The sequence below is a fragment of the Streptomyces arenae genome (assembly GCF_022343545.1).
In the GTDB taxonomy this organism is placed as follows: Bacteria; Actinomycetota; Actinomycetes; order Streptomycetales; family Streptomycetaceae; genus Streptomyces; species Streptomyces humi.
This window is the reverse complement of sequence record NZ_JAKQYH010000072.1, coordinates 219,598-240,032: the sequence shown is the minus strand read 5'-3', so window position 1 is coordinate 240,032 and position 20,435 is coordinate 219,598. Positions and strand designations below refer to the sequence as shown.

General features: G+C 71.7%; 21 protein-coding genes, 1 tRNA gene, 1 pseudogene and 1 riboswitch. Of the genes and pseudogenes, 15 read left to right on the top strand and 8 right to left on the bottom strand.

Annotated elements, in window-relative coordinates; all coding sequences use genetic code 11:
- Positions 1-204: 204 nt before the first annotated feature.
- The 4 genes from MB828_RS35255 to MB828_RS35240 all read left to right on the top strand — a co-directional run bounded on the left by MB828_RS35255 (position 205) and on the right by MB828_RS35240 (position 3,594).
- Positions 205-1,224, top strand: a complete 1,020-nt coding sequence (locus tag MB828_RS35255; RefSeq protein WP_301651732.1) for a sugar ABC transporter substrate-binding protein — start codon at positions 205-207, stop codon at positions 1,222-1,224.
- A 5-nt stretch (positions 1,225-1,229) separates the two neighbouring features.
- Positions 1,230-2,300, top strand: a complete 1,071-nt coding sequence (locus MB828_RS35250; RefSeq protein ID WP_430381475.1) for an ABC transporter permease — start codon at positions 1,230-1,232, stop codon at positions 2,298-2,300.
- A 4-nt stretch (positions 2,301-2,304) separates the two neighbouring features.
- On the top strand, positions 2,305-3,216 hold the full coding sequence (locus MB828_RS35245; RefSeq protein WP_301651731.1) for an ATP-binding cassette domain-containing protein: 912 nt from the start codon (positions 2,305-2,307) through the stop codon (positions 3,214-3,216).
- 207 nt (positions 3,217-3,423) lie between these two features.
- Positions 3,424-3,594 (top strand): hypothetical protein, encoded by a 171-nt coding sequence (locus MB828_RS35240; RefSeq protein WP_301651730.1) that lies wholly within the window; start codon positions 3,424-3,426, stop codon positions 3,592-3,594.
- Between the two features lie 131 nt (positions 3,595-3,725).
- Here MB828_RS35240 and MB828_RS35235 read toward each other — a convergent pair whose 3' ends face one another.
- The 3 genes from MB828_RS35235 to MB828_RS35225 form a co-directional block, all read right to left on the bottom strand.
- Positions 3,726-4,730 (bottom strand): Gfo/Idh/MocA family protein, encoded by a 1,005-nt coding sequence (locus MB828_RS35235; protein ID WP_301651729.1) that lies wholly within the window; start codon positions 4,728-4,730, stop codon positions 3,726-3,728.
- A gap of 141 nt (positions 4,731-4,871) precedes the next feature.
- A complete protein-coding gene (locus tag MB828_RS35230; protein WP_133022471.1) occupies positions 4,872-5,648 on the bottom strand; it encodes an SDR family oxidoreductase in 777 nt (258 codons plus the stop codon).
- Positions 5,649-5,661: 13 nt separating this feature from the next.
- Positions 5,662-6,828, bottom strand: coding sequence for a phytanoyl-CoA dioxygenase family protein (locus MB828_RS35225; RefSeq protein ID WP_301651728.1), 1,167 nt, complete (start codon positions 6,826-6,828; stop codon positions 5,662-5,664).
- A 146-nt stretch (positions 6,829-6,974) separates the two neighbouring features.
- Here MB828_RS35225 and MB828_RS35220 point away from each other — a divergent pair, with 146 nt between their 5' ends.
- The gene (locus tag MB828_RS35220) at positions 6,975-8,006 is read left to right on the top strand and encodes a LacI family DNA-binding transcriptional regulator (RefSeq protein ID WP_301651727.1); all 1,032 of its coding nucleotides are present in this window, start codon (positions 6,975-6,977) and stop codon (positions 8,004-8,006) included.
- Between the two features lie 6 nt (positions 8,007-8,012).
- Here the strand turns inward: MB828_RS35220 and MB828_RS35215 are convergent, their stop codons facing one another.
- Positions 8,013-8,360: a cupin domain-containing protein gene (locus MB828_RS35215; protein ID WP_133022474.1), complete on the bottom strand. Its 348-nt coding sequence runs from the start codon at positions 8,358-8,360 to the stop codon at positions 8,013-8,015.
- A gap of 175 nt (positions 8,361-8,535) precedes the next feature.
- Here MB828_RS35215 and MB828_RS35210 point away from each other — a divergent pair, with 175 nt between their 5' ends.
- The 3 genes from MB828_RS35210 to MB828_RS35200 all read left to right on the top strand — a co-directional run bounded on the left by MB828_RS35210 (position 8,536) and on the right by MB828_RS35200 (position 11,104).
- A complete protein-coding gene (locus MB828_RS35210; RefSeq protein ID WP_301651726.1) occupies positions 8,536-9,048 on the top strand; it encodes a hypothetical protein in 513 nt (170 codons plus the stop codon).
- An 83-nt stretch (positions 9,049-9,131) separates the two neighbouring features.
- Positions 9,132-9,989 (top strand): intradiol ring-cleavage dioxygenase, encoded by an 858-nt coding sequence (locus MB828_RS35205; protein WP_301651725.1) that lies wholly within the window; start codon positions 9,132-9,134, stop codon positions 9,987-9,989.
- Positions 9,986-11,104, top strand: a complete 1,119-nt coding sequence (locus tag MB828_RS35200) for a maleylacetate reductase (protein ID WP_301651724.1) — start codon at positions 9,986-9,988, stop codon at positions 11,102-11,104. The genes MB828_RS35205 and MB828_RS35200 overlap by 4 nt, the downstream gene beginning before the upstream one ends.
- Positions 11,105-11,126: 22 nt before the next feature.
- Here the strand turns inward: MB828_RS35200 and MB828_RS35195 are convergent, their stop codons facing one another.
- A complete protein-coding gene (locus tag MB828_RS35195; protein ID WP_301651723.1) occupies positions 11,127-11,705 on the bottom strand; it encodes a TetR/AcrR family transcriptional regulator in 579 nt (192 codons plus the stop codon).
- Between the two features lie 205 nt (positions 11,706-11,910).
- On the opposite strand from MB828_RS35195, the gene MB828_RS35190 reads away from it, so the two are divergent.
- Entirely contained in the window at positions 11,911-13,338 is a 1,428-nt protein-coding gene (locus MB828_RS35190) for an MFS transporter (RefSeq protein WP_301651722.1), read from the top strand.
- A 45-nt stretch (positions 13,339-13,383) separates the two neighbouring features.
- A tRNA-Pro gene (locus tag MB828_RS35185) sits at positions 13,384-13,457 on the top strand.
- Positions 13,458-13,486: 29 nt separating this feature from the next.
- Here the strand turns inward: MB828_RS35185 and MB828_RS35180 are convergent.
- Together MB828_RS35180 and MB828_RS35175 are read right to left on the bottom strand one after the other, a co-directional pair.
- Positions 13,487-14,542 (bottom strand): VOC family protein, encoded by a 1,056-nt coding sequence (locus MB828_RS35180; RefSeq protein ID WP_301651721.1) that lies wholly within the window; start codon positions 14,540-14,542, stop codon positions 13,487-13,489.
- Positions 14,539-14,958 (bottom strand): annotated as a pseudogene (locus MB828_RS35175) (alpha/beta fold hydrolase); the annotation flags it as partial. The gene MB828_RS35180 and the pseudogene MB828_RS35175, both read right to left, overlap by 4 nt.
- Positions 14,959-15,246: 288 nt before the next feature.
- Here MB828_RS35175 and MB828_RS35170 point away from each other — a divergent pair.
- Positions 15,247-15,747, top strand: a complete 501-nt coding sequence (locus tag MB828_RS35170) for a hypothetical protein (protein WP_301651720.1) — start codon at positions 15,247-15,249, stop codon at positions 15,745-15,747.
- Between the two features lie 68 nt (positions 15,748-15,815).
- Here the strand turns inward: MB828_RS35170 and MB828_RS35165 are convergent, their stop codons facing one another.
- Entirely contained in the window at positions 15,816-16,625 is an 810-nt protein-coding gene (locus tag MB828_RS35165) for a hypothetical protein (RefSeq protein WP_301651719.1), read from the bottom strand.
- 271 nt (positions 16,626-16,896) lie between these two features.
- Here MB828_RS35165 and MB828_RS35160 point away from each other — a divergent pair, with 271 nt between their 5' ends.
- The 4 genes from MB828_RS35160 (at position 16,897) to MB828_RS35145 (ending at position 20,435) form a co-directional block, all read left to right on the top strand.
- Entirely contained in the window at positions 16,897-17,043 is a 147-nt protein-coding gene (locus MB828_RS35160) for a hypothetical protein (protein ID WP_165941422.1), read from the top strand.
- A 189-nt stretch (positions 17,044-17,232) separates the two neighbouring features.
- Entirely contained in the window at positions 17,233-18,096 is an 864-nt protein-coding gene (locus MB828_RS35155) for a glutathione S-transferase C-terminal domain-containing protein (RefSeq protein WP_301651718.1), read from the top strand.
- Positions 18,097-18,173: 77 nt separating this feature from the next.
- Positions 18,174-18,285, top strand: a riboswitch (SAM riboswitch).
- 384 nt (positions 18,286-18,669) lie between these two features.
- Entirely contained in the window at positions 18,670-19,650 is a 981-nt protein-coding gene (locus MB828_RS35150) for an amino acid ABC transporter permease (RefSeq protein ID WP_301651717.1), read from the top strand.
- Entirely contained in the window at positions 19,647-20,435 is a 789-nt protein-coding gene (locus MB828_RS35145) for an amino acid ABC transporter ATP-binding protein (protein ID WP_133022485.1), read from the top strand. The genes MB828_RS35150 and MB828_RS35145 overlap by 4 nt, the downstream gene beginning before the upstream one ends.

The following is a 20,435-nucleotide window of genomic DNA, read 5'->3' as shown; positions in this document are numbered from 1 at the left end:
GGCAGGTCGCGCTGTCAATGGTTTGTACTTACATTCGGACCTGAATGTGAAATGATGTCTTAACAAAGTATTGACAGCGGGCCGCACAGGGACTTGTATCCCGTCCCAACACGCAGCACCGGCTCGGGCCGTCGCTTTTCGGCCCGGCCACGGATCCCTCGTGATCCCCCCTTTCCCCCCGGCGCACAGTGAGGTGCAGGAAAGATGGACCGCTCAGCCCGTACCCGTACGCGGAAACTGGCCCCCCTCGTCGCCGCGGTGGCGGCGGCAGCCCTGACCCTCGCCGGCTGCTCCAGCAGCTCCGGGGGCAAGAAGTCCGAGGAGGGCGGTGCGGCCGCCTCCGCGGGCAAGGCGAGCACTCCCCGCATGACGGTCGCGCTGGTCACCCACCAGGCTCCGGGCGACACCTTCTGGGACATCGTCCGCAAGGGCGCCGAGGCGGCCGCCGCCAAGGACAACATCAAGCTCGTCTACTCGGCGGACCCGAACGCGGGCAACCAGGCCAACCTGGTGCAGAACGCGATCGACCAGAAGGTCGACGGCATCGCGGTCACCCTCGCCAAGCCGGACGCCATGAAGGACGTCATCTCCAAGGCGTCCTCGGCGAACATCCCCGTGGTGGGGCTCAACTCCGGCCTGAGCGACTGGAAGAAGCTCGGTCTGCTGGAGTTCTTCGGCCAGGACGAGACGGTGGCGGGCGAGGCGCTCGGCAACCGGCTCAACACCGAAGGCGCGAAGAAGGTCGTCTGCGTCATCCAGGAGCAGGGCAACGTCGGCCTCACCCAGCGCTGCGACGGCGTGAAGAAGACGTTCTCCGGGACGACGGAGACCCTGTACGTCGACGGCACCTCCCCGACCTCGGTCAAGTCGACGATCACCGCCAAGCTCAAGCAGGACGGTGCCGTCGACCACGTGATCACGCTCGGCGCGCCCATCGCGCTGATCGCCGTCCAGTCGGTGTCCGACGCGGGCAGCAAGGCCAAGATCGCCACCTTCGACCTGAACAAGGACCTGACCGGCGCCATCAGCAAGGGGACGATCGAGTTCGCCGTGGACCAGCAGCCCTACCTCCAGGGCTACCTCGCGGTCGACTCGCTGTGGCTCTACAAGAACAACGGCAACTACAGCGGTGGCGGTGAGCAGCCGGTGCTGACCGGCCCGGCCTTCGTCGACAAGTCCAACGTCGAGAAGGTCGCCCAGTTCGCCGCGAAGGGCACCCGGTGATCGGCATGAGTCAGCAGCCAGCGCCGGCGGTGGCGACACCGCCGGCCCCCGGATCGCAGGAGAAGGACGGCCGTACCGCACAACGGCCGCTGGCCGTCAGGCTGCTGGCCCGGCCCGAGGTGGGCGTGTTCCTCGGCGCTGTCGCGGTCTACGTCTTCTTCCTGGTCGCGGCCCCGCCGGTGCGCGAGGCCAGCTCGATGGCGAACATCCTCTACCAGTCGTCGACCATCGGCATCATGGCCATCCCGGTCGCCCTGCTGATGATCGGCGGCGAGTTCGACCTCTCGGCCGGTGTCGCGGTGGTCACCTCCGCGCTCACCGCGAGCATGCTGGCCTACCAGCTGTCCATGAACGTCTGGGTGGGCGTGATCGCCGCGCTCGTCGTGTCGCTCGCCATCGGCTTCCTCAACGGCTGGCTGGTGGTCCGCACCGGACTGCCGTCCTTCCTCATCACCCTGGGCAGCTTCCTGATCCTCCAGGGTGTGAACCTCGCCGTGACCAAGCTGGTCACCGGCAACGTCGCCACCGACGACATCAGCAACATGGACGGCTTCGGCCAGGTCAAGAGCATCTTCGCCTCGACCTTCTCGGTCGGCGGCGTCGACGTGAAGATCACCATCGTCTGGTGGCTGGTCTTCGCGGCCATCGCCACCTGGGTCCTGCTGCGCACCAGGTACGGCAACTGGATCTTCGCGGTCGGCGGCAACAAGGACAGCGCCCGCGCGGTCGGCGTCCCGGTGAACTTCACCAAGATCTCGCTGTTCATGCTGGTCGGCTTCGGCGCCTGGTTCGTCGGCATGCACCAGCTGTTCTCCTTCAACACCGTGCAGTCAGGCGAGGGCGTCGGCCAGGAACTGATCTACATCTCGGCCGCGGTGATCGGCGGCTGCCTGCTGACCGGCGGCGCCGGCTCGGCGATCGGCCCGGTCTTCGGCGCCTTCATGTTCGGCATGGTGCAGCAGGGCATCGTCTACGCCGGCTGGAACCCCGACTGGTTCAAGGCCTTCCTCGGCGTCATGCTGCTCGGCGCCGTCATGATCAACCTGTGGGTCCAGCGCACCGCGACCAGGAGGTGACCCGATGACAGACAACACGACCGGAACACACGGCGCCATCCTCCAGGACACGGCGCCCACCGACGGCGGCCCCATCGTCGAACTGCGCGCCACGGGCAAGTCGTACGGCAACATCCGGGCCCTGCACGGTGTCGACCTCAAGGTCTTCGCCAACCAGGTGACCTGCGTCCTCGGCGACAACGGCGCCGGCAAGTCCACCCTCATCAAAATCATCTCGGGGCTGCACCAGCACACCGAGGGCGACCTCCTGGTCGACGGCGCCCCGGTGCGCTTCAACAGCCCGCGCGACGCCCTCGACAAGGGCATCGCCACCGTCTACCAGGACCTCGCCACGGTCCCGCTGATGCCGGTGTGGCGGAACTTCTTCCTCGGCTCCGAGATGACCAAGGGCCCCTGGCCCCTGCGCCGCCTCGACATCGCGAAGATGAAGGAGACCGCCGACCGCGAGCTGCGCAACATGGGCATCGTCCTCGACGACCTGGAGCAGCCCATCGGCACCCTGTCCGGCGGCCAGCGCCAGTGTGTGGCGATCGCCCGCGCCGTCTACTTCGGCGCCCGCGTCCTCATCCTGGACGAGCCCACCGCCGCCCTCGGCGTCAAGCAGTCCGGTGTGGTCCTGAAGTACATCGCCGCCGCCCGCGAACGCGGCCTGGGCGTCATCTTCATCACCCACAACCCGCACCACGCCTACATGGTCGGCGACCACTTCAGCGTCCTGCGCCTCGGCACCCTCGAACTCTCCGCCGAGCGCAGCGACATCACCCTCGAAGAGCTCACCAACCACATGGCCGGCGGCGCGGAGCTCGCGGCCCTGAAGCACGAACTCTCCCAGGTCCGCGGCGTCGACACGGAGGAACTGCCCGAGGAGGAGGATCTCACCGCCCCCGTGGCGACCGGCCCGGAGGGGAAGGCCTGACCATGGCGCGCGCGCTCGACCGCATCCGCGTCGGCTCGGCCCCGGACTCCCTGAGGTCCTGCGGCGCCTGACCGCCGCATCCCGGGGCCGCGCGGAGTGAATCCGCGCGGCCCCCGCGCGCCCCGCCGGGTTCGGGAACACCCGGCGGGGCGCGCGCGTTCACCGGACACGACGGCAGGATCCGTGGTCACGACGGGGAGGACGAACATGAGTCACGAGGAGACGGCCACCGAGGCGGCCCGGCGCAGCGAGCGGTTCGGAGCGCTGCCCGAGCGGATCCGCCCGGAGGACATGGTGGAGACCACACCGGCGGTCCGGCACGACCCGGACCGCGACGCCTACGACTCGGACGACTTCGCGGTCCGCTACGGCCTCTGAGCGGCCGGTGGGCCGACCGGGCGGCGCGGAGCCCGGTGCGGGGAAGACGCCGCTGCCGGGGAAAAGGGCGGCGGGGCGGGTGCCGGGACCGCGTGCTCGGTCCGGTGCCCGCCCCGCCGCCGTGCGCGGTGTCAGGCTCCGCGCACCTCTGCGATCGTCACCGGACGGTGCTCGTGCAGAGACAGGGTGCAGGCCTCGGCGATCCAGCCGGCCTCCAGGGCGTCCTCGACCGTGCAGGGGGAGGGCCGGGTGCCGGCCACGACCTCGGTGAACGCGGTCAGCTCGGCGCGGTAGGCGGCCGTGAAGCGGTCCATGAAGAAGTCGTGCGGAGTGCCCGCGGGGAAGGTCACGCCGGGCTCGACCGAGCGCAGCGGGAGCTTGTCCTCCAGGCCCACGGCGATCGAGTCCTGGAAGCCGTGCAGCTCCATCCGGACGTCGTAACCCCGGGCGTTGTGACGGGAGTTGGAGACCACCGCGATGGTGCCGTCGTCCAGGGTGAGGATGGCGCCGGTGGTGTCGGCGTCGCCCGCCTCCTTGATGTAGTCGGCGCCCCGGTTGCCGCCGACGGCGTACACCTCGGTGACCTCACGGCCGGTCACCCAGCGGATGATGTCGAAGTCGTGCACCGAACAGTCCCGGAAGATGCCACCGGACACCGCCACGTAGGCGGCGGGGGGCGGAGCCGGGTCCAGGGTGGTGGAGCGCACGGTGTGCAGCTTGCCCAGCTCGCCGCCCTGTACGGCGGCACGGGCGGCCACGAACCCGGCGTCGAAGCGGCGGTTGTACCCGATCTGGATCGGCACCCCCTTCCCCTGGACGGCCTTGAGGACCTCGACACCGTCGCTCATGTGCTTGGCGACGGGCTTCTCGCAGAAGACCGGGATGCCCGCCTCGACACCGGCCAGGATCAGGGCCGGGTGGGCGTCGGTGGCGGCGGCCACCACGATGCCGTCCACGCCGGCCGCGAGCAGCGCCTCCGGCGAGTCCACGACCTCGGCCCCGAACTTCTCGGCGGCGGCCTTGGCGGCGTCCGCGAACGGATCGGTGAACACCAGCGACTCGACGGCGTCGAGCCCGGCGAGGGTCTCGGCATGGAAGGCACCAATGCGGCCGAGGCCGAGGATTCCGATGCGCATGAGGGCGTTACTCCTTGAATGCTGGGTGGTGAGGCGCCCCCGAAGGGGCGCTGGGGGTACCCCGGCCGAAGGCTGGGGAAGGAACTGCGCGACGAGCCACGATGTGGCGGCAGGCGACAGACGGCACAGCGCGGCGGGCTCTCAGTCGAGACCGCCCAGGACGTTCTGGTCCCAGTCGATCACCGACCCGGTGACCACCCCCGACCGCTCCGACAGCAGGAACACCACGAAGTCGGCGATCTCGTCCGGCTGCCCCAGCTTCCCCATCGGGAGCCGCGCCGCCGCCTCCTCCAGCCAGTCGTCCCCCGCCCCGTGGAACTCCCGCTGGGTGGCGTCCTCGCCCTCCGTCGCCGTCCAGCCGATGTTCAGCCCGTTGATCCGCACCCGGTCCCAGCGGTGCGCGTGCGCCGCGTTGCGGGTCAGGCCGATCAGTCCGGCCTTCGCGGCGACGTACGGCGCGAGGAACGGCTGGCCGCCGTGCGCGGACGACGTGATGATGTTGACGACCGTGCCGGGCGCCTTGCGGCCGACCATGTCGGCCACCGCCGCCTGCATGGCGAAGAACGGCCCCTTGAGGTTGACCGCGATGTGCTGGTCGAACAGTTCCGGCGTGGTGTCCAGGAGGGTGCCCCGGGAGGTGAGCCCCGCCGCGTTGACCAGGCAGTCGATCCGGCCGTACGCGTCGACCACCTCGGCCACCGAGGACCTGGCCTGCTCGGCGTCGGCGAGGTCGGCCCGCACGTACCGGGCCTCGCCGCCTGCGGCGGACAGCTCGGCCACCAGGGCCTCGCCCGGCTCCGGACGGCGGCCGGTGACGGCGACCTTCGCGCCCGCCCGTACCGCCGCCCGCGCGACGGCCGCGCCGACGCCCTGGCTACCGCCGTTGACGAGGACGACCTTGTCGTCGAGAAGTCCCATGTCCGCTGTCCTTTCAGCTCTCGCGCCGGGCCGCGGCGGCCCGCAGTTCGTCCCGCAGCACCCGCGGCACCCAGTCCTCGCGCAGCGCCCGCCGCACCAGGTCCGCCTGCGAGGGCGGGGCCATCCCGTCGACCGGCGGGTCGCTGTCGAGGTTGGTCGGGAACGGGTAGCCCTCGGCGCTCGCGGCGACGACGTTCTCCAGCCATGCCTCGCCCGCGCCCTCCGAGCGGCGCCGGCGCAGCACCGGGTAGACCGCGTTGGCCACCGCCTCCCGGTCCACGGTCTCCATGGCCCGGCCGAAGGCCGAGGACACCTGGAGCAGGTTGGCCGTCCGGCGCACGTCGAGGGTCCGGTTGGTGCCGGCCGCGTGGAACACCGCCGGGTTGAAGAACGCCGCGTCCCCCTTCGCGAGGGGCAGCTGCACGTGCCGGGCCTTGAAGTAGGCCTGGAACTCGGGCCGGCGCCAGGCCAGATAGCCCGGCTCGTAGGTCTGGGAGTACGGCAGGTACAGCGTCGGCCCCGACTCCACCGGCATGTCGCAGTGCGCGACCGCGCCCTGGAGGGTGAGCACGGGGGAGAGGCGGTGCACATGCGCCGGATAGGCCGCGGCCTGCTCGTCGGAGAGGAAACCGAGGTGGTAGTCGCGGTGCGCGGTCTGCGCCGCGCCACCCGGGTTGACCACGTTGACCTGCGAGGTGATCTGGTAGCCGGGGCCGAGCCAGGCCCGGGAGACCAGGGCCACGATGTCGTTCGCGTAGTAGTCGGCGAACACCTCCGGGTCGTACAGCGCCGCCTTCTCCAGGGCGTTCCACACCCGTTCGTTGGCACCCGGTTTCGCGAAGTGGTCGCCGGCCCCCGCGCCCGACTCGTTCTGCTCGGAGATCAGCGCCTCGAACACCGCCGTGGCCCGGTCGACCACCAGCGGGTCGGGGAACGCGCCCTTGAAGACGACCACGCCGGGGCCGTCCGTCAGGGCGCGGACCAGTTCGGCCTGCACCTCACGGGCCGACCGCGCGCCGCGCAGCCGCTCGCTGTCGTACACGAGGACGTTCTCCGCCACGGCCGACGCGTGCGGGTAGTCGGCCGGGTCGGTGGTCCGCTCGACCAGCTCGCGGAAGGTGTCGAGGTCGCAGTCCTGCGACGACAGCCAGGAGCGGCCCGGTTCGGCTGCGAGGGACATCGGCGTCCTGCTTTCGGTCACGGTCACGGCCACGGCCGGAGCCGGGGGTACGGCCACGGGAGCGGCGGGGCTCTGTCATTGTTGTCATTACAAACCCGTCGAACAATCGGCAGCAGGCCATCAAAAACCCCTCAAGGAGTCAGGCCGTGGGCCATCCCTTCCCGATCCGTGAGATCGCACGTCAGGCCGGGCTCAGCGAGGCCACCGTGGACCGGGTGCTGAACGGCCGCGGCGGGGTGCGGGAGAGCACCGAGCGGGAGGTGCGGCAGGCGATCGCCGATCTGGACCGGCAGCGCACCCAGGTCCGGCTGGTCGGCCGTACCTTCATGGTCGACATCGTGATGCACGCGCCCGAGCGGTTCACCACGGCCGTGCGCTCCGCGCTGGAGGCGGAACTGCCGGCACTGCATCCCGCGGTGGTGCGCTCCCGGTTCCACTTCCGGGAGACCGGGCCGGTCGGGGACCTGGTGCAGACGCTGGACCGGATCGCCAGACGCGGCTCCCAGGGCGTGATCCTCAAGGCACCGGACGTGCCCGACGTGACCGCGGCCGTCGGGCGGCTGAGGTCGGCGGGGATCCCGGTCGTCACCCTGGTCACCGACCTGCCCGCCAGCGGCCGGCTCGCCTACGTCGGCAGCGACAACCGCGCCGCGGGTGCCACCGCCGCCTACCTGATGGGCCAGTGGCTCGGCGACCGGCCCGGCAACGTCCTCACCAGCCTCAGCAGCGGTTTCTTCCGCAACGAGGAGGAGCGCGAGATGGGCTTCCGCAGCGTCATGCGGGCCACCCATCCCGAGCGCGCCCTGGTGGAGATCGCGGAGGGACAGGGACTGGACGCCACCCAGTACGAGTTGGTCCGCGCCGCCCTGGAACGCGACCCGGAGATCCGCGCCGTCTACTCGATCGGCGGCGGCAACAACGCCACCCTGCGGGCCTTCGCCGAACTGGGGCGCGAATGCGTGGTGTTCGTCGCCCACGACCTCGACCACGACAACACCCGGCTGCTGCGTGAGCACCGGCTGTCCGCGGTCCTCCACCACGACCTGCGCCAGGACATGCGCGAGGCCTGCCACCTGGTGATGCGCGCCCAGGGCGCGCTGCCCCCGGCGGGTCCGAGCCTGCCGTCGGCGATCCAGGTGGTCACGCCGTACAACATGCCCGCCTCCGTGGCCCGCTGAGCACGCTCAGAGGTTGATCGCGTACGCCTTGCGCAGCGTCTCGTGCACCGTCCACGTCGTACGGTCGCCCGCGCGCAGCACGGCCATGTCCCCGGGGCCCACCCGGAAGGTCTCCCCGCCCTCGACCGCGATCGTCGCCGAGCCGCTGACCACCACGAACAGCTCGTCCGCCTCGGTGTCGGTGACCACCCCCGGGGTGATCTGCCAGATGCCGCGGACCTGCCTGCCGTCGGCCGACTCCCAGACCACCTTCCCGGTCACCTCGGGCGTGCCGGACACGATCTGCGCCGGGTCGAGCGGGTCGGGTTCGAGGTCGGCGTCCGGGATGTGCAGGGCGAAGCTGTGGGTCGTCATACGCCGACCCTAGCGAGCCGGCCGGGCGCCCGGCCGTGGACAGGGTGTGGGACGTCGGACCTGGTGGCAGGACACTTCGTCGGGCCGCCGGACGGGCGGGCGCGGTCCGGACGGACGGGCGGGGGAGACCCGTCCGGACTGGCGGGGGCGATCCGGGCGGGTGATCGTGGTGGACATGGCTGACCCGACGCCGCCCGCGGCCCGGCCGCGTGCGCACGACACCCGCGAGGCCGTGCTGTTCGGCGGGGTCTACGGCGCCGTGCTGGCCTGCTCGATGGTCGCCGCGCTCACCCAGTACGGCCACACCTCCGCCGCCAGCCGCAGTTACGACGCCGTGTGGCTGCTGGTCACCGCCTGCGCCTCCGCGCTGGCCCACGGCTACGCCCACCACATCGCCGAGCGTGTCCCGTACCGGCACTGGGACCTGCTGCACAGTCTGGCCGAGGAATGGCCGCTGGTCGTCGCCGTGCTGCCGACGGTCTTCCTGCTCGCGGGCGCCGGCTGGGGCTGGTGGCCGGCCAAGGGTGTCGAGTACCCGGCGTTCTACCTGAACATCGCGATCCTGTTCGGCCTCGGCCTGGTCACGGCCCGCTGGTCCCGGCGGAGTTGGTTCGCGGCCGTGCTCATCGGCATGGTCGACGCGTTGCTCGGGGTGATCGTGGTGGTCGCCAACGCGTTCATCAAGTAGACCCGGGACCGAATCCGGTTCATTGAACGGTAAACGGGTTTACGATCACCGAAGGGCACTGTTCCTCCGGGCAAGGAGCCGGCATGACAACCGAGGAAGCGGTCACCGCGGAGGCCGTCGAGAGCTTGCGGGCCACCGCGGACCCCCGGCTGCGCGAGCTGCTCGGCGCGCTGATCCGCCATCTGCACGCCTTCGCGAGCGAGACCCGGCTGACCCGGCACGAGTGGGAGGCGGCGGTCGCGTTCCTCACCGCGACCGGGCAGACGTGCACGGACACCCGGCAGGAGTTCATCCTCCTCTCCGACGTGCTCGGCCTGTCCATGCTGGTCGAGACGGTCAACGGGCACAGTGCCCCCGGCAGCACCGAGTCGACCGTGCTCGGCCCCTTCCACATGACCGAGTCGCCGGTCCGGGAACTCGGCGCCGACATCGACCTCGTCGGCACCGGCGAGCCCTGTGTGGTCAGCGGTGTCGTCCGGGCCGCCGACGGCACCCCGCTCCCCGGCGCGGTCCTGGACGTGTGGCAGGCCGACCCGCACGGCTTCTACGACGTGCAGCAGCCCGGCGTGCAGCCGGCCGGCAACGGACGCGGCCTGTTCACCGCGGACGACGAGGGCCGCTTCTGGTTCCGCACCTGTGTGCCCAGCGCCTACCCGATCCCCACCGACGGCCCGGTGGGCGCCCTCCTGAAGGCGACCGGGCGGCACCCCTACCGGCCCGCGCACATCCACTTCATCGTCTCCGCCGAGGGGCACGAACCGGTCACCACGCACATCTTCGTCGCCGGCGGCGAGTACCTGGACTCGGACGCGGTGTTCGCGGTGAAGGAGAGCCTGGTCAAGGACTTCACCCCGACCGACGACCCGGCCCTGGCGAAGGAGTTCGGGGTGGCGAACCCCTTCCGGCACGCCCGCTTCGACCTGGTCCTGGAACGCCCGTGAACCCCTCCGGCCCTTCCAGCCCTTCCGGCCCCTCCGGCTCCTTCGACTTCGTGTACGAGGCGCGGCCCGCCCGGGTCGTCTTCCGGCCCGGCGCCGCGCTCACCGCGACCGCCGAGGAGGCCCGGCACCTGGGCCTGCGGCGGCTGCTCGTGCTCAGCGGCGAGCGGGGCGCGGACACCGCGCGGGCCGTCGCCGACTCGCTCGGACCGGCCTGCGCGGGGCTGCACACCGGCGCCCGGATGCACGTCCCCGCGGAGGTGGCCGACCAGGGCGTGGCGGCCGCGCGGGCCGCGGGCGCCGACGGCTGCGTGGCGGTCGGCGGCGGATCGGCCATCGGTCTCGGCAAGGCCATCGCCCTGCGCACCGGCCTGCCGCTGATCGCCGTGCCCTCCACCTACGCGGGCTCCGAGATGACCCCGGTGTGGGGCCTGACGGAGCACGGCGTCAAACGCACCGGCCGCGACCCCGTCGTGCTGCCCCGCAGTGTCGTGTACGACCCCGAGCTCACCCTCACCCTGCCCGTCCCGCTCTCGGTGACCAGCGGGATCAACGCCCTCGCGCACGCGGTGGAGGCGCTGTACGCGCCGGACGGCTCGCCGCTGGTCGCGCTGATGGCCCAGGAGGGCGTACGGGCGATGGCGGACGCGCTGCCCGGCATCGCCGCCGCCCCGGACTCCGTACCGGCCCGCTCCCGCGCCCTGTACGGCGCCTGGCTCTGCGGGGCCTGCCTCGGGGCCACCACCATGGGCCTGCATCACAAGCTCTGCCATGTCCTCGGCGGCACCTTCGGGCTCCCGCACGCCGAGACCCACACGGTCGTGCTGCCGTACGTGCTCGCCTTCAACGCGCCGGCCGTACCGGAGGCGGCGGCCGCGGTGGGGCGGGCGCTGGGGGCCGTGGACGCGCCGGCCGCCCTCCAGGAGCTGGCCGGGGGCCTCGGTGCGCCGCGCTCACTTGCCGAACTGGGCCTGAAAGAGGCCGACTTGGCGGTGGCCGCGGCGCAGGTTGCCGGGCAGGCGTACGCGAATCCGCGGAGCGTCACGGCCGAGGACGCGTCGGGTGTGTTGCGGGCGGCGTACGAGGGCAGGTCCGTGCGCCACGGTGGGATCGGGTGAGGGGGCGCCCCTGACGGGGCGTTCAGCGCACCGCTCGTACTCCGTCCAGGGCGATGGACATGACGCGGTCGCGCTGGGCTTCGTCCTCGAAGGCCGTCGCCGTGATTCCGGAGACCATCCGCAGCAGGTCGCCGATCTCCATGTCGGTGCGGACCACGCCCGCCTTCTGGGCCCGTTCCAGCAGCGGGCCGCCCGCCGCGTACATCGAGTCCCGGCAGGCCGAGAAGATCTCCGACTCGTCGTTGAGCGCCTCGCGCACCGCCCGCTTGGTGACCACGTAGCCCGTGAAGCGGTCCAGCCAGGACGTCAGCGCCTCCCACGGTTCCTGCCCGGCCAGTTCCACGGCGGCCCGGCACAGCGCGTTGACCTCGTCCGCGTAGACGCTCTCGAAGAGGTCGCGGCGGGTGGGGAAGTTCCGGTACAGGGTGCCGATCCCGACCCCCGCGCGGCGCGCCACGTCCTCCAGGGAGACGTCCGCGCCGTGCTCGGCGAACGCCTCCCGGGCGGCCGCGATCAGCGCGTCGTAGTTGCGGGCCGCGTCCTTCCGGTGAGGTCTGCGGGACGCGACGATCTCACTGACGGGGAACGGGCTGTCCGTCATTGCTTGCCTCCCGCGTGACAGGGATGAACCGGAGGGGTTCCTCGACTTCGGTTGAAGCGGAGGGTTACCTCCGCTAGAGTGGAGGAGTACCTCCACTTTAGCAGTGCGGAGTGGCAGGGCCATGGTCGGACGCGACCTGTGCCCGCCCTCGCGCACGCTCATCGACATCTCTCCCGTCTCCTTCCGATTTCGGAGAGGCTCCTTCATGCCCCGGAAGTCCACCCGCCTCACCTTCGCGGTCCTCGCGACCGGTGCGGGCGTGTTCTCCATGCTCCAGTCGCTGGTCGCGCCGGCCCTGCCGACCGTCCAGCACGCGATGCACACCTCGCAGTCCACCGCGACCTGGGTGATGACGGCGTACCTGCTGTCCGCCTCGGTCTTCACCCCCATACTCGGCCGGGTCGGCGACCTGACCGGCAAGAAGCGCAGCCTGGTCGCCGTCCTGGTCGCCGTCCTGGCGGGCTGTCTGCTCGCCGCCCTCGCCCCGAACATCGGTGTGCTGATCATCGCCCGGGTCGTCCAGGGCGTCGGCGGCGCCCTGTTCCCGCTCTCCTTCGGCATCATCCGGGACGAGTTCAGCCCGGCCGAGGTCAGCGGCAGCATCAGCAACCTCTCCGCGGTGATCGCGGCCGGCGGTGGCGTCGGCATCGTGGCCGCCGGTCCGATCGTCTCGGCGCTGGACTACCGGTGGCTGTTCTGGATCCCGGTCGCCGTCGTCGCCGTGACCGTCCTGATCGCCGCCCGCTATGTCCCCGAGTCGCCCAAGAAGGCCGAGGGCAGCGTCAGTTGGCTCGGCGCCGGGCTGCTCTCCGCCTGGCTGGTGGCGCTGCTGCTGCCGCTCAGCCAGGCCGGCCAGTGGGGCTGGGGCTCGGCCAGGGTGCTCGGCCTGTTCGGCACGGCCGTGGTGCTGTTCGCGGTCTGGCTGCTGACCGAGTCCCGGTCCGCGACCCCGCTCATCGACCTGCGTGTGATGCGGCTGCCGGCCGTCCGGACCACCAACGCGGCGGCCCTGCTGTTCGGCGCGGGCATGTACGCGATCTGGTCCTTCCTGCCCGGCTTCGTCCAGACCCCGGGCACGGCCGGCTACGGCTTCGGTGCCACCGTCACCGAGTCCGGTCTGCTCCTGCTGCCGATGCTGATCGCCATGTTCCTCTCCGGCGTCGTCGGCGGCCGTCTCGAACCCCGCGTCGGCGCCAAGGCGCAGCTCACCACGGGTGCCGCGCTGGGCGCGCTGGCCTGCGGGTTCCTCACCCTCTGGCATGACGAGCGGTGGCAGATCGGTGTCGTCGCGGGGCTCTTCGGCCTCGGTATCGGGCTGGCCTTCGCCTCCATGGCCAACCTCATCGTCGGCAGCGTCCCGCCCGAGCAGACCGGCGCCGCGACCGGCATGAACGCCAACATCCGCACCATCGGCGGCTCCATCGGCGCCGCGCTCACCAGCGTCCTGGTCACCGGCCGGCTCCAGTCCTCCGGACTGCCGTACGCCTCCGGGTACACCCACGCCTGGGCCCTGCTGACCCTGTTCTGCCTGACGGCGGCCGGAGCCGCACTCCTCGTCCCGGTCCGCCGCACCGGCCGGATCACCGGCCCGGTCCCGGAACGGACGGCGGCAGCACCCGTACGTGTGCGGTAGTGTTGACCTGCGTGATCACGCGGAACCTCCCGCGTGACTCCGCAGCGGGACGTGGCGCAGCTTGGTAGCGCACTTGACTGGGGGTCAAGGGGTCGCAGGTTCAAATCCTGTCGTCCCGACTGGAGACAGTCGCAGGCCGAGGGCCGGTTCAGGAGACATCCTGAACCGGCCCTCGGCCGTTTTGGCCGTCGGCGATGCCGGCGCCGCCGAGGGCGGGCACGGTGTTCTCCGGGCGGGTCAGGGAGCGGGCGCCGAGGCGGAACTGGGCGAGCTTGTCCACGATGGTCCGGCCGACCGGGAGGTGCCCCCAGACGCTGATGCCCTGGTGGGTGCTGGGCTCCCAGGTGGTCTCGTCGATGACGAGGGGGTTCCAGCCGACCTCCCATTCGAAGCCGGAGGGGGTGCGGGCGTAGTACGACAGTTCGCGGTCGTTGGTGTGCCGGCCGACGGACAGCGCCATGTCGAAGCCGAGTTCGTGGACGCGCTGGTAGCTGCGGGCGACGTCGTCGAGGGTGGCGGCCTGGACGTTGAGGTGCTGGACGCGGGTGCGGACCGGGTCGACCGGCAGGCCGCGGACGTTGGCCACCGCGATGGAGTGGTGGCGTTCGTTGACGCGCAGGAAGCGGATCCTGAGCCGGACGCCGCTGATGGTCTCCTCGATGACGTCGGTCAGGCGGGCGTCGAGGAGCGTGTCGAAGTACCCCCGGATCCGCGACGGCCCGGTGGAGGTCAGGGCGATGTGGCCCAGGCCGGCAGCTCCGGTGACGAAACCGGAGGCGAGCATGCGCAGCGGCTCGGCGGACCTCGTCGGGGTGGTGCAGAGCTCCTGCGTGATGCCTTTGGGCCCGGGGAACCGCACCAGGCGTTCGACGCCGCGCAGGGCCGCCTCCTCCTCGGTACCGGTGACCAGGGGCACACCGTGGGCGCGGACGCGGGCCTCGATGCGCTCGAAGGCGGTGTGGTCGTCGACGTGCCAGCCGGTGGCCACGACGTCTTCGGCCGGACCGCGCCGCAGCAGGAAACGGCACTCCCGGTCGTCGAGGCGGAAGCGCATCAGGTCGCGGGAGAGCGCGTCGTGGTGCATGCCGATGGCGTCGGTGCCGAAGCGCCGCCAGTCGGCGAGGCGGTCGGTCTCGATGACGAGGTGGCCGAGGTGGACGGCGCCGAAGACGGACCGGGCGGCCTGCCCGTCGTCCCCGGTCATCGGCGGCCCGCCAGGAAGTCCGCGCAGAGGCGGTTGAACAGGCCGGCCCGTTCGAACTGCACCCAGTGCCCGGTGTTCGCCACCAGGTAGAGGTCGCAGTCGGGCATGCGGTCGGCCAACAGGCGTGCGCCGGACGGGCGGTTGACCCGGTCCTCGGCGCCCCACAGCACGAGGGTGGGCACGGGCAGCCGCCGCAGCCGCGGGTCGCGGGTGAAGTCGGTCCGCCACAGGGCGCGCAGTGCGCCCGGTCCGGCCGGACGCCTCAGGGGCGGAGCGGCGACCACCTCGGGGTCGATGCTGGCCCGGTAGCGCTCGTCGATGACCGACTCCGGGACGCCGGCGGCGTTGAAGACCAGGTGGTGGCGGATGAACCTCTCCAACTTCAGCCGTGACGGGCCGTCGCCTGAGTAGTAGTCCTGGACACCCCCGACCGGGTCGACCGCACGGTCGGGCAGCGGTACATCGTGGCGGCCACCGAGGACGGCACCATTCCCGTGTGCGGCGCGAACTGGGCCCCGGACGACACCTGGCAGGAGTTCCGACAGGCTTTCGGGGGCGCGGGCCCGTGGCGGCGCACCGCGGCCTGGCGCGCACGCCATGCCGTGCGCCCGGGCGCGGTGGCCGCCGCCTGTCCGGGCCGTCGGGGGAAGAGGATGCTTACCCGGGTCGGCCCTCGGCAACGGGCCGGAAGCCAAGGGGGGAATGTGCCATACCTTCGCCGTGTCATCACGTTCACCGCGGTGTTCGCCGCCGCACTGGGCTCGTCCTTACTTCCCGCCGCAGCAGCCGCGCAGGCCACAGCAGCGCGGGCCGGCGGCGCGACGGCCGTCCACCGCCTCGAACCGTCCGCGGCCACCCAGTACCGGGGCCGGCTGCTGCCCGGCGGGCGCCTCAACCCGGGGGACCGGCTCGTCAGTCCGAACGGGCTCAACGTCCTCGTGATGCAGCAGGACGGCAACCTGGTCGAGACCATCCCGCGCGGCCGCGTCGTCTGGCAGAGCGGCACCCACGACCCGTACTCCGTGCTGTTCATGCAGAACGACGGCAACCTGGTGGTGGTCGCGCCCGGCAACCGCCCGGTCTGGGCGTCCGGCACCGCCCGCCGTCCGGGCTCGGACCTGGAACTCCAGGACGACCGGAACCTGGTCGTCTACGCGCCCGGCCATGTCGCCGTCTGGGCGAACAACACCGCCGGCCAGCCCTGAGCGGCCGAACGGTGAGCCCTCGACCGGCGGCTCTGGACCGGCGGTCCTGAGGCCGGCGGCGCTGGGCGCTAGTCGAACTGGCTCGGCATCGGGGCCGGGGTCTTGCCGGCGAGCACGTCCTTGAGGCGCTGGGCGCCGTTCTGTACCGCCAGCGTGGTGCTGTCGTGGTCGACGGCGTCCAGGGCGCCGTTGGTGACGGCCGCCCCGGACGCGCCGATCCGCAGCACCGCGACATCGGTGACGTAGGTGACGGGCTGCCCCTCGCTGGTGCCCTGCACGGTCACCGTCAGGGCCGCCCGGCCGTCGCCCACGTCCGGGACCTGCGCCGAGACGACCTGGATCGTGCGCTTGTCGCCGTTCTTGCCGGTGGCCGTGAACTGGTTGCACTTCTCCGGCAGACTCTTCAGCCAGGTCAGCGTGGAGTTGAGGCTGTCCGAACCGTAGTCGCCGACCTGGTACAGCATCCGGGCGGTGTCCGAGGTGAAGCCGCGCAGCGCGGAGGCGCCCGAGGCGCGGCCGAGCAGACTGTCGGAGTACAGGCCGTCGAGCAGCCGCTGGCAGTCGGCCGCGTCGGCCTTGGCGGTGAGGAACGCGGCCACGTCGACCTTGCCGACCAGCATGGTGTTGCGCCAGGTCGCGGCGTCCGTGGCCAGCTGCCAGTTGTCCTCGACGTCGGCCGGCGTGATCAGCGCCGCCTGCGCGCCCGCCCCGGTGAGGGCGGGGGTCGGCGACGGGGACGCGGGGGAGCGCTCGGCGGCGGGCGAGACGGCCGCGGCTCCGGAGCCGTCGCTCCCGCCCGAACAGGCGGCGGTGGCGAGCAGGGCCCCCGCCGCCAGGGCCGCGGCGACCACACGCGCGGGTCGGGACGGACGGGTCATGGCGGCTGCCTCCTCGGGAACGCGGTACGTCCCTCCACGGAAGGCGCCGCTGCGCCCTCGCGGGGAACGCGGGTACGTCCTTCCACGCCACCATCCGTTCCGGCCGCCGACCACCCGCGCGTGCCGTTCGGGTGAGCGCCGGGGACGCGGGGGAGCCGTGCACCACCGCCGGCGGGGCGAAGCCGGTGTCCCAGGCGTGGACGCCCTCTTGACGCCGGGCGGAGCCGGATCGACACTCCAGTTGGGAATCCTATAGAAAAGGTAGGGAAAGATGGATCGGCTGCGCGCGGTCACCGGCACGGAGCGCCGAGAGTGCCGTACGCCCTGGCCGGCTTCCCTGTTCAGGTCCCCGCTGCTCACCTCCCGGCTGCACATCGACCTGCTGCGGGTGTGCAGCGCCATCAGCCGTACGGGTTGACCGCCCGCGCCTCGCCGCCCGGTACGACCGCCCGCGCCCCGCCGCCCGGTACGACCGCCCGCGCCCCGCCGCCGGGCACGACCGCCCGCGCTTCGCCGCCGCCCGCGCACCGTCGCCCGGGCCGGCGCCCGCCCACCGACGAACGCTTCCGCCGCGCGTACGTCCACGCGCCCGTACCCGGGGAGACGCATGTCCATCACTCCACTCGCCGCCCTTCCGTCCGTCCGCACCGCGCCCGCCTTCCGCGGCCGCATCGGACGGGACGCGCGCAGCGGTCACTACGCCGTGCCGGGCCGCTACCGGCTCCACCTCGCCACGGCCTGTCCCGACGGCCTCCGCATCGCCGTCGGCCACAGCCTGCTCGCCCTCGACGACTGTTGTCCGGTGACCTTCCTGCCCGCCGTCCCGGACCACCCCGACGGCAGCCACACGGCACTGCGCCCGCTGTACGAGGCCAGCGCCCACCGCTACTCGGGACCGGCCCTCGCACCGGTGCTCAGCGACGACTGGTCGGGCCGGATCGTCTCCACTCACGGCCGGGACATCCTGCGCGACCTCGACCGGCACTTCGGCGACGGCGTCACGCGCCTGTACCCGTGCGGTGCCGAGGCCGAGATCGAGGCGGTCGAGCGACTGTGCGCCGAGGACATCGAACAGGCCGCGCAGCGTGCCGGCCGGGAGGGCGGCGACCCACGGGCGCTGGAGACCCTGCTCGCCGCGCTGGGCGAACTGGAGCACCGGCTCACCGGCGTCGAGTTCCTGGTCGACGGTCGACTGACCGCTGCCGACGTCGAGTTGTGGGTGACCCTGGTGCAACTCGACACCGTGCACCGCAACCACCTGGACGCCTCCGCCGTGCACCGCGTCGCCGACCACCCGGTGCTGTGGGCCTACGCCCGGCGGCTTGCCGCGCACCCGGCCTTCGGCATCCACCTCGACCTCGACGGCATCGCCCGCCGCCACCACGGCCGTTGCCAGGGCCTGGAAGCCGCCGGCGCGGCCGTCCAGATCCTGGACTGGGCCGGACATGCCGCGGACGCTTCCCGCAGGTGAGAGCCGATTCAACTGTTCCGCCAACTGGACAGGCGTTGACATTTCTTCGGGCGGCTGCCTAACTTACGGACCAGAACGGTCAAGAGCGTCAGCATCAAGCCCTGGCTTGCTGACCGGCAACCCTCGCACCGCGGTGGGGTGCCCCAGGTGACGACCCGACCGAATGACGACGTTCGGTAAGCGCGCGGCCCAGCGGGCCACCAAGTGACAGGTGACGGACATGTACGCAGCTTCCAGCACGGCCCCGCGCCGCGCCGCGGGCTGCGTACAGCCGTACCCGAGTCCGCTCGTCGCCGACCGTGCCGTCGACCTGCTCCGTGTCAACAGCGCCCTGTGTAGCGCGTGTACCGCACCGGGCTGTGCCCGCTGTCGGGTCTGACCAGGCTTTCCCGCCCCGCACCCGCAGCATCGCGCCTCAGCGTTCCTGACGAAAGCACCGGCCGTCCGGTGTGACGCCGCCCGCCCAGCCTCCGTGTCCCCCGCGCCCCCGCGCCCCGTGCCGTGCCCGAACACGGCACGGTGCCGCGTGCCCGGCCGCGGGACCCGAGGTGTCCGACTCCGCCGGAGCCCGCCATGAGTGAACCCCCAGGCGCCACCCTCGCCCCCGAGGCGCCGTCCGCCGCCGACGAACCCCCAAAGCCCCTCGCCGCCCAGCGCGTTCAGCCGCTGCGCAGGCCAGGGCGCTGGATAGCCACCGCCGTAGTCCTGGTCCTGGTCGCCCAGTTCGCGCACGGACTGGTGACCAACCCCTTCTACCAGTGGGACCGCTGGGGCTACTGGTTCCTGCGGCCGACCATCCTCGACGGGCTGGTCATCACCCTCGAAGTCACCGCCTACAGCGCGGTGTTGGGACTCATAGGCGGCGTCCTGCTCGCGCTGGCCCGGCTCTCGAAGAGCCCGGTGCTGCGTGCGGTCAGCTGGACCTACGTCTGGGCGCTGCGCTCCATACCGCTCATCGTCGTCCTGCTCTTCCTCTACAACTTCAGCGCCCTGTACAAGACGTTGAGCGTCGGCGTCCCCTTCGGGCCGGCCTTCTTCTCCTTCGACGAGTCGAAGCTCGCCACCGACATGGTGATCGCCGTCGTCGGCCTGAGCCTCAACGAGGCGGCCTACGCGGCCGAGGTGGTCCGCGGCGGCATCCTCTCCGTGGACCAGGGCCAGCACGAGGCGGCCGCCGCGCTCGGACTGCCCAAGGGCTACCAGTTCCGGAGGATCGTCTTCCCGCAGGCGCTCAGGTCGATCATCCCGAACTACGTCAACCAGCTCATCGGTCTCATCAAGAGCACCTCGCTGGTCTTCTACGTCTCGCTGCTCGACCTCTTCGGCACCGCGCAGAGCATGGGCTCCACCTACCCCGGCGACATCGTGCCGCTGCTGCTGGTGGTCACCGTCTGGTACCTGATCCTCACCAGCGTCGTCTCCGTGATCCAGTTCTACGTCGAGCGGTACTACGCCCGGGGCGCCACCCGCTCGCTGCCGCCGACCCCCTGGCAGAAACTGCGGGCCGGCCTCACCGACCTGCGCGCCCGCGTCCGCCGGGAGGCCGCCGTATGAGCATCACCGACACCCTGGAGACGGCACCCGCCGCCCTGGAGATCCACGACGTCCACAAGTGGTACGGCGCCCACCGGGTCCTCGACGGCGTCGACCTGACCATCCGCCCCGGCGAGGTCACCGTCATCCTCGGCCCGTCCGGCTCCGGCAAGTCCACGCTCCTCAGGGTCATCAACCACCTGGAGAAGCCCGAGATCGGTTACGTCAGCGTCAACGACGAACTGATCGGCGTGAAACGGCAGGGCGAGAGACTCAAGGAGCTGAGCGAACGCGCCATCCTGGCCCAGCGCAGCCGGATCGGCTTCGTCTTCCAGAACTTCAACCTCTTCCCGCACCTGACCGTGCTGGACAACGTGGCCGCCGCCCCCGTCGCCACCGGCAAACTGACCAAGCCCGAGGCCCAGGCACTGGCCAAGGAGCTCCTCGAACGCGTCGGCCTCGGCGAACGCGTCGGCGCCTACCCGCGGCAGCTCTCCGGCGGACAGCAGCAGCGCGTCGCCATCGCCCGCGCCCTCGCCCTGCGCCCCGGCGTCATCCTCTTCGACGAGCCCACCTCCGCGCTCGACCCCGAACTCGTCGGGGAGGTCCTCTCCGTCATCAAGGACCTGGCCACCAGCGGCACCACGCTCGTCATCGTCACCCACGAGATCGGCTTCGCCCGCGAGATCGCCGACCGGGTCGTCTTCATCGACGACGGCAGGATCGTCGAGCAGGGGCCGCCCTCCGAGGTCCTCGACAAGCCGCGGCACGAGCGGACCAGGGACTTCCTCAGCAAGGTCCTCTGA

Bases quoted from the DNA above. Each gene is read 5' to 3' on its own strand.
- MB828_RS35195 (WP_301651723.1), bottom strand. From the start codon at position 11,705: ATGACGGACAGCCCGTTCCCCGTCAGTGAGATCGTCGCGTCCCGCAGA.
- MB828_RS35225 (WP_301651728.1), bottom strand. From the start codon at position 6,828: ATGTCCCTCGCAGCCGAACCGGGCCGCTCCTGGCTGTCGTCGCAGGAC.
- MB828_RS35250 (WP_430381475.1), top strand. From the start codon at position 1,230: ATGAGTCAGCAGCCAGCGCCGGCGGTGGCGACACCGCCGGCCCCCGGA.
- MB828_RS35255 (WP_301651732.1), top strand. From the start codon at position 205: ATGGACCGCTCAGCCCGTACCCGTACGCGGAAACTGGCCCCCCTCGTC.
- MB828_RS35165 (WP_301651719.1), bottom strand. From the start codon at position 16,625: ATGACCCGTCCGTCCCGACCCGCGCGTGTGGTCGCCGCGGCCCTGGCG.
- MB828_RS35145 (WP_133022485.1), top strand. From the start codon at position 19,647: ATGAGCATCACCGACACCCTGGAGACGGCACCCGCCGCCCTGGAGATC.
- MB828_RS35215 (WP_133022474.1), bottom strand. From the start codon at position 8,360: ATGACGACCCACAGCTTCGCCCTGCACATCCCGGACGCCGACCTCGAA.
- MB828_RS35230 (WP_133022471.1), bottom strand. From the start codon at position 5,648: ATGGGACTTCTCGACGACAAGGTCGTCCTCGTCAACGGCGGTAGCCAG.
- MB828_RS35155 (WP_301651718.1), top strand. From the start codon at position 17,233: ATGTCCATCACTCCACTCGCCGCCCTTCCGTCCGTCCGCACCGCGCCC.
- MB828_RS35190 (WP_301651722.1), top strand. From the start codon at position 11,911: ATGCCCCGGAAGTCCACCCGCCTCACCTTCGCGGTCCTCGCGACCGGT.
- MB828_RS35210 (WP_301651726.1), top strand. From the start codon at position 8,536: ATGGCTGACCCGACGCCGCCCGCGGCCCGGCCGCGTGCGCACGACACC.
- MB828_RS35205 (WP_301651725.1), top strand. From the start codon at position 9,132: ATGACAACCGAGGAAGCGGTCACCGCGGAGGCCGTCGAGAGCTTGCGG.
- MB828_RS35150 (WP_301651717.1), top strand. From the start codon at position 18,670: ATGAGTGAACCCCCAGGCGCCACCCTCGCCCCCGAGGCGCCGTCCGCC.
- MB828_RS35245 (WP_301651731.1), top strand. From the start codon at position 2,305: ATGACAGACAACACGACCGGAACACACGGCGCCATCCTCCAGGACACG.
- MB828_RS35235 (WP_301651729.1), bottom strand. From the start codon at position 4,730: ATGCGCATCGGAATCCTCGGCCTCGGCCGCATTGGTGCCTTCCATGCC.
- MB828_RS35160 (WP_165941422.1), top strand. From the start codon at position 16,897: ATGGATCGGCTGCGCGCGGTCACCGGCACGGAGCGCCGAGAGTGCCGT.
- MB828_RS35240 (WP_301651730.1), top strand. From the start codon at position 3,424: ATGAGTCACGAGGAGACGGCCACCGAGGCGGCCCGGCGCAGCGAGCGG.
- MB828_RS35180 (WP_301651721.1), bottom strand. From the start codon at position 14,542: ATGACCGGGGACGACGGGCAGGCCGCCCGGTCCGTCTTCGGCGCCGTC.